Here is a 7,133-nt window from a genome sequence, read left to right on the forward strand (position 1 = left end):
ATGCGGTTACTGTTTACTTCAAAGAACTTTTTGAAAAGCATCAGGCGAAGTTTGAAGAGTTGGGTGTGAACCCTAACAATGGTTTGAGTAATGTTCACCAGAAAATATCTGATCTTCCTTACTCTCAGCGTTCTATAATTGAAGAAGATATTCGTGCCTGTTACGAAGAACGCCCTGAAATGGCGATGGTAGATTCTGACAAAGGTATTTCAAACCTCCATGTACCAAGTGATGTCATCGTTGATGCGTCAATGCCTGCGATGATTCGTGTTGGTGGTAAAATGTGGGGTACTGACGGTAAACTGAAAGACACTAAAGCGGTTATTCCAGAGCGCACATATGCGACCATCTATCAGGAAGTTATTAACTTCTGTAAGCATCATGATGCCTTTGACCCAACGACAATGGGTACCGTTCCAAATGTTGGCTTGATGGCTCAAAAAGCTGAAGAATATGGTTCTCACGACAAGACTTTCGAGTTAGAGGCTGACGGTACTGTTCGTGTAGTTGATGAAGATGGTAAGGTCTTGCTTTCGCATGATGTCGAGAAGGGTGACATCTGGCGTATGTGTCAGACTAAAGATGCGCCAATTCAGGACTGGGTGAAACTCGCCGTTTCTCGTGCTCGAGCAACGGGTATGCCGACTATATTCTGGTTAGATCCTGAGCGTGCCCATGATGCGCAAATGATTAAGAAGGTGAACACCTACTTACAGGATCATGACACGGATGGTTTGGACATTCGTATCATGTCGCCGGATCAGGCAATTCGCTTCACAATGGAGCGCTTGATTCGTGGCCGTGACACGATCTCTGTTACCGGTAATGTACTACGAGATTATCTAACGGATTTGTTCCCGATTCTTGAGTTGGGTACCAGTGCTAAGATGCTATCTATTGTTCCGTTAATGGCTGGTGGTGGTCTGTTTGAAACAGGTGCTGGTGGTTCTGCTCCGAAGCATGTTCAGCAATTCCTGGAAGAGTGTCACTTGCGTTGGGACTCTTTAGGTGAGTTTTTAGCGATCGCTGTTTCTTTGGAAGATCTGGGTATTAAGAATGATAATGAGAAAGCAAAAGTCCTAGCGAAAACGCTTGATGAGGCGACGGCTATCTTCCTGGAAGAAAATAAGTCACCGTCACGAGTGTCTGGTGAGCTGGATAACCGTGGTAGCCACTTCTTCTTGGCCTTGTATTGGGCTAAAGCGCTTGCTGCGCAAGATGATAACCTTGAGCTAAAAGAGCGCTTTGCAGCGCTGGCTAAGACATTAGAAGAGCAGCAGTCGACTATTCTTGCTGAAATGACGGTTGTGCAAGGTAAGCCTGTCGATATTGGCGGTTACTACCATCCTGATGTGGCGAAAGCGACTAAGGCGATGAGACCAAGTGATACCTTTAATTCAGCGCTTGATAATTTGTAAGCGTATCTGAGTGAAAAAAAACCGAACCGGCTCAGGCCGGTTTTTTTATGCCCAGAGTTTCATAGATAAATGACTGGAAGGTACTATCGATTGTAGTGTTGAGCGTTCTTATAGGTCTTTGGGTCAAGCGTAGGGTAGCTCTTCACTGTCATGAAGGCACCAATTTGGTAAGTCTTGATTGAGGTACCTAGGTTTACGCTGGATTTTTGGGCAGATTGTTTGTATGCAGGTTGTTCAAATAGTGCACAATGAGTTGGTGTGCTCCTTGGTAAAGCTGTTTCATGTGATAGCTTAGGTTTTGCGAGCGTAATATGGTGCGAGAAGTAAAAGGTAGTCTTTCTATTGCTTCAGAATGGTGCGTTTTGGCTGGAGGATATGTTGGAATCTGTCTGTGCGCAAGTCGTTTGTGTAATTATCTGTTTTTATCTTGTTGAAAGTAAAGAAAAAAATCTTAGTTGGATCGACTTTTGATTATGGTGGCCTAGTTTTCATTCAATCTATTTAAGGAACCCCGCATGTCTGAAGCTCGATTAAGGTTATTGGATTTTTCCAGTCGACCGACACAAATATTGCACTTTACCTGGTTTGCATTCTTTTTGACCTTCGTGATGTGGTTCAGTCATGCGCCAATGAAGCCTTTCATTATGGCAGCATTTGATATGAGTAATGCCCAGTGGAAGGCGTTATTGATCCTTAACGTTGCACTTACTATACCAGCGCGTATTGTTGTCGGGATGTTGGTGGATAAGTTTGGGCCGCGCGCTGTTTATAGCTTGTTGTTGATGGTGTCGGCGTTTCTTTGTTGGGGTTTTGCTCTAGCTCAAACTTATGAGCAGTTAGCCTTATTCCGTTTCTTGTGTGGCTTTATTGGTGCGGGTTTTGTTATCGGTATTCGTATGGTGGGAGAATGGTTCCCTGCGAAGACGGTTGGCTTAGCAGAAGGTGTATATGGTGGCTGGGGTAACTTCGGTTCGGCAGCTGCAGCATGGACTCTTCCAGCGGTAGCAGCTTACGTATATGGTGGTGATGATGGTTGGAGATATGCTATCGCAACAACAGGTGTTGTTGCTTTTGTTTATAGCATGATCTTTTACAAAAATGTTCGTAATACACCGAAAGGTTCGACTTACTTTAAGCCAAAGAAATCGGGTGGTTTGGAAGTAAGTAATAAGCGTGATTTCTGGTTCTATATCGCGATGAATGTGCCTATGTATATTGCCTTGGCTGTTTTGACATGGAAGCTATCTCCAGCGGGTGTAAGTCTACTATCGGCAACAACAGCAAACATTTTATGGGGGGTGCTCGCTGGTCTGTTTGCTTTCCAAATGCACTCAATCTATCAAGTGAACAAAGAACATTTACATACTTCTCTACCAGAAAACGACCAGTATAAGTTTAAGCAGGTGGCTATTCTTGATTGGGCTTATTTCGTTACCTTTGGTTCAGAATTAGCTGTTGTGTCAATGTTGCCAGCATTCTTCATGGAAACCTTTGATCTAACACCTGTTATGGCTGGTTTGTTGGGTGGTGCATTTGCATTGATGAATTTGGCGGCGCGTCCTACCGGTGGATATTTATCAGATAAGTTTGGTCGTAAGAAAACCTTAACTATTCTGATTGCTGGTTTGACGGTCGGTTACTTGATTCTGTCCCTAGTTGATAGCACCTGGATGATTCCATTGGCTGTTGCGGCAGTGTTGCTTTGTTCGTTCTTTGTTCAGTCTGGTGAAGGTGCAGTGTTCGCTATGGTGCCACTGGTTAAGCGGCGTATGACTGGCCAAATTGCAGGTATGGTTGGCGCCTATGGCAACGTGGGTGGCGTGACCTTCCTGACGGTCTATTCTTTTGTTGATGCATCGACCTTCTTTATGGTGATTGCAGGTGCTGCGGTGGCTTGCTTGGCTCTGGTTCAGTTCTTGGATGAGCCTAAAGGTCATATGCATGAAGTATTACCTGATGGCACTGTTCAAATGATCGAGGTTAGCTAGGTTTAGCTAGGACTTGATTGCGAGCCTGTACTTTTGACAGGCTCGCTCCTTTTTATACCCTCTATTTTTTACCATTTAATATTTATCAGACCTATGCCAGAAGGGAATGAGTATTTCATACTTAGTTGTGTCTGAATTTATGAATAAGGTGGTGTCGTATGACTAGAGCTGTTATCTCAAATACAGGGCTCTCTCAAAAAGAACGCGCACTGTTAATTGATCCCTTGGATTCAAGAGCTGCGTTGTTACGCAGAGCTCTTCGCGAAAACGCTTATCCGATAATCGAGACTGTCACAGATGCTTGTCTTATGCTGGAGAAAGCAGAGGAGCATCAGCCTGATATTCTTGTGGTGGGCATGGACTTGCCCGACGAAGACACTTTACAGCAACTGGTCGAACTTCGAGAGCGCATGCCGCTTCCCGTCATTGTTTTCTCAGAAAAGGATGCGCCGCCGCTGGTTCAGAAGGTGGTGAAGGCCGGTGTCAGTGCTTTTATTGTGGATGATATACAGCCACAGCGCTTGCCTTCAATTATTAATATCGCAGTAGCTCGTTTTCATGAGCAGCAAGGTTTAATAAAGGAATTAAACACGACAAAAACCAAATTGGCCGAAAGAAAGACCTTAGAGAAGGCTAAAGGTTTGTTGATGAAACAGAAGGGCCTGAGTGAAGATGAGGCATATACCTCTCTTAGAAAGTTGGCGATGGATAAGGGGCAGCCGATTGTGAAAGTGGCTGAAAGCATTATTGATGTGTTTTCCTTATTGGGTGATGTCGAGTAGCCCTAAAGCAAGTCGTTAGTAAGTGCTTGGTGCACTGAAATGGGTCGTATTTCTGCGTGATATTGTCAAGTAGTTGATATATAAGGGATAAAAAGTTGGCACGGCTTGTGCTTTAACTAGTATATCTACGAACGCAAGGCGTTCATGAAACAAAACATAATGTCTTTCTATCAACGGCGATCAGAAAGACATCAAACAAGATCGCAATGGCGCGGTCAGGTTTGAACGAGCAAAGGTGCTCATCAGTTAGTGGTCTCATTAGAGGCGACTAATCGGTGGGCGCCTTTTTTTTTGGATTTTTTGAAAGTTTATTATTGATTCATTGATATAAAGGAAGCGTTTTATGAAGTGGTTTAAATCGTTAAAAACGGCAACGATGACAACAGTAATCAGCGCAAGTGTCGCAGTTGGTATGACTAGCGGCGCGGCGCATGCAGAGAAATTAGGCTATCCGGAAAAAGAGGAGTTAACTTTCGGTTTTATCAAACTAACAGACATGGCGCCAATAGCTGTCGCCTATGAAAACGGTTACTTTGAGGATGAAGGCCTGTACGTCAAAATTGAAGCTCAAGCTAACTGGAAGGTCTTGCTTGATGGCGTAATTGACGGTCGCTTGGATGGTGCACATATGCTAGCGGGACAGCCTATTGCAGCGACGATGGGTTATGGAACTAAAGCTCATATCATTACGCCTTTCTCAATGGATTTGAATGGTAATGCGATCACCGTTTCAAATGATATTTGGGAACAGATGAAGCCAAATATTCCAAAGATGGCTGATGGAAAACCTGTTCACCCAATTAAAGCTGATGCGCTGAAGCCAGTTGTCGAGAAGTACAAGGAAGATGGAAAGCCTTTTAACATGGGGATGGTATTCCCGGTTTCGACTCATAACTATGAGCTAAGATACTGGTTAGCAGCGGGCGGTATTCACCCTGGCTACTACGCGCCTCATAAGGGTGACACGACAGGTAAGATCGATGCAGATGCCTTGCTATCAGTAACACCTCCACCACAAATGCCGTCTACCTTGGAAGCCGGCACGATCTATGGCTACTGTGTAGGTGAGCCTTGGAACCAGCAGGCCGTATTCAAAGGTATCGGTGTGCCAGTAGTGACTGATTACGAGATCTGGAAAGACAACCCAGAGAAAGTATTTGGTATTACTAAAGAATTTGCTGAGAAATACCCGAATACGACAGTTCGTTTAACGCGAGCGATGATTCGTGCAGCGATGTGGTTAGATGCTAACAACAATGCTAACCGTCCAGCAGCGGTTAAGATCTTGTCACAACCTAACTATGTTGGTGCTGACTATGACGTTATTGCAAACAGTATGACGGGTACTTTTGAGTACGAGAAAGGCGATAAGCGTTCAGTACCAGACTTCAACGTATTCTTCCGTTATAACGCGACTTACCCATACTACTCAGATGCTATCTGGTATCTAACGCAAATGCGTCGTTGGGGTCAGATCTCTGAAGATAAGAGCGACGAGTGGTACAAAGATTTGGCGAAGAAAGTATATCGTCCTGATATCTATGCACGTGCGGCGCAGTCTTTGATCAAAGAAGGTAAAGCGAAAGCGGCTGACTTCCCAGACTTCTCTACTGAAGATGGCTACCGTGACCCACAAACGCACTTTATCGATAACATTGTTTATGACGGTACACAACCAAACAAGTATATCGAGAAGTTCTCAATTGGTCTGAAATCAGGCGACAAGATCTAAAGAGTATTACATATGTCGGACGACAAATGCTGGCCTGAACCAGGGTTTGTTGTCTGACTGCTGATAACGAAGTTTGTCTAAGAAAGATTTATCTTGATCGGCTCTCAATGTTTGTTAGAACGAGAGTCGTCAGTTAACTGAAGTAGCTTTAAGCAGGAGCAGAAGATTATGTCAACGGCGACATCTCTTAAGGACGATATAGAACAACCAATTGTTTGGTTGGATAAGGTATTAGAGTTTGGTGCGATGGCAGCGAAGACTCTGGCAATACCCATGGCAGGTATTGCGGTATTTCTCATTATTTGGGCGGCAGCCGCACAGAGTGTTAAAACTTCTTTGGGGCAGTTTCCGGGTCCCGCGATGGTAATGGAGCAGTTCGTCTCTTTATATGATGAGCACGTTTCCGAGCGGACTAAAGAGCAAGCCTTCTACGAAAGGCAAGAGAAAAGAAATGCGGCACGAGTGGCTGAAGATCCATCTTATGTGCCTAAAATCAGAGCGTATACCGGGAAAGAAACTTTCCTCGATCAGATCTTTACCAGCTTAAAGACGGTCGCTTCTGGCTTCTTATTGGCTGCAGCGATAGCGATTCCCCTAGGCATTGCCATTGGCCTGAATAAAACACTGAACTCGGCTGTTAACCCGATTATTCAGGTGTTCAAACCTGTTTCTCCTTTGGCTTGGTTACCCTTGGTGACAATCTTGGTGAGTGCACTCTACGTCTCGTCAGATCCACTGGTAGCCAAGTCCTTTATTGTTTCGATGATCACCGTAACACTTTGCTGCTTATGGCCAATGGTGATCAATACGTCAGTGGGTGTTGCATCCATTGATGATAACTTGGTCAACGTAAGTAAGGTGTTGCGATTACCTGCTCTGAAACATGTTCAGAAAATTGTTTTACCTGCATCAGTACCGATGATCTTTACCGGAATGCGCTTGTCCTTAAGTATCGCATGGATGGTGTTGATCGCCGCAGAAATGTTGGCCCAAAACCCAGGCCTTGGAAAGTTCGTTTGGGATGAATTCCAGAATGGTAGTTCAGATTCACTAAGTAGAATTATGGCAGCAGTCGTTGTAATTGGTTTTATCGGATTCTTGTTAGATCGCGCAATGTTACAAATACAAAAGCGAGTGTCTTGGGATAATAAAGGCCTTTAAGCCTTAACCTGCCCGAACAGCTACAAGTAACGAAATACGATTGAATTTATTG

General features: G+C 44.4%; 5 protein-coding genes. All 5 read left to right on the forward strand.

Translation table 11 applies throughout. The features are described from left to right. Positions 1-1,418: NADP-dependent isocitrate dehydrogenase (locus A3756_RS09935; protein WP_197481263.1), on the forward strand; the 1,418-nt coding region annotated here is incomplete at its 5' end. A 515-nt stretch (positions 1,419-1,933) separates the two neighbouring features. Further along, positions 1,934-3,406 (forward strand): NarK family nitrate/nitrite MFS transporter, encoded by a 1,473-nt coding sequence (locus A3756_RS09940; protein WP_068515167.1) that lies wholly within the window; start codon positions 1,934-1,936, stop codon positions 3,404-3,406. Between the two features lie 158 nt (positions 3,407-3,564). Beyond that, complete coding sequence (locus A3756_RS09945) at positions 3,565-4,188, forward strand: ANTAR domain-containing response regulator (protein ID WP_068512368.1); 624 nt, start codon at positions 3,565-3,567, stop codon at positions 4,186-4,188. A 376-nt stretch (positions 4,189-4,564) separates the two neighbouring features. Then, positions 4,565-5,920, forward strand: a complete 1,356-nt coding sequence (locus A3756_RS09950; protein ID WP_231875516.1) for a CmpA/NrtA family ABC transporter substrate-binding protein — start codon at positions 4,565-4,567, stop codon at positions 5,918-5,920. Positions 5,921-6,166: 246 nt separating this feature from the next. Continuing rightward, positions 6,167-7,081 carry an ABC transporter permease gene (locus tag A3756_RS09955; RefSeq protein WP_068567569.1) on the forward strand — a complete coding sequence of 305 codons (915 nt, stop codon included), beginning with the start codon at positions 6,167-6,169 and terminating at the stop codon, positions 7,079-7,081. Positions 7,082-7,133 lie beyond the last annotated feature (52 nt).

The sequence above is a fragment of the Oleiphilus sp. HI0086 genome (assembly GCF_001635225.1).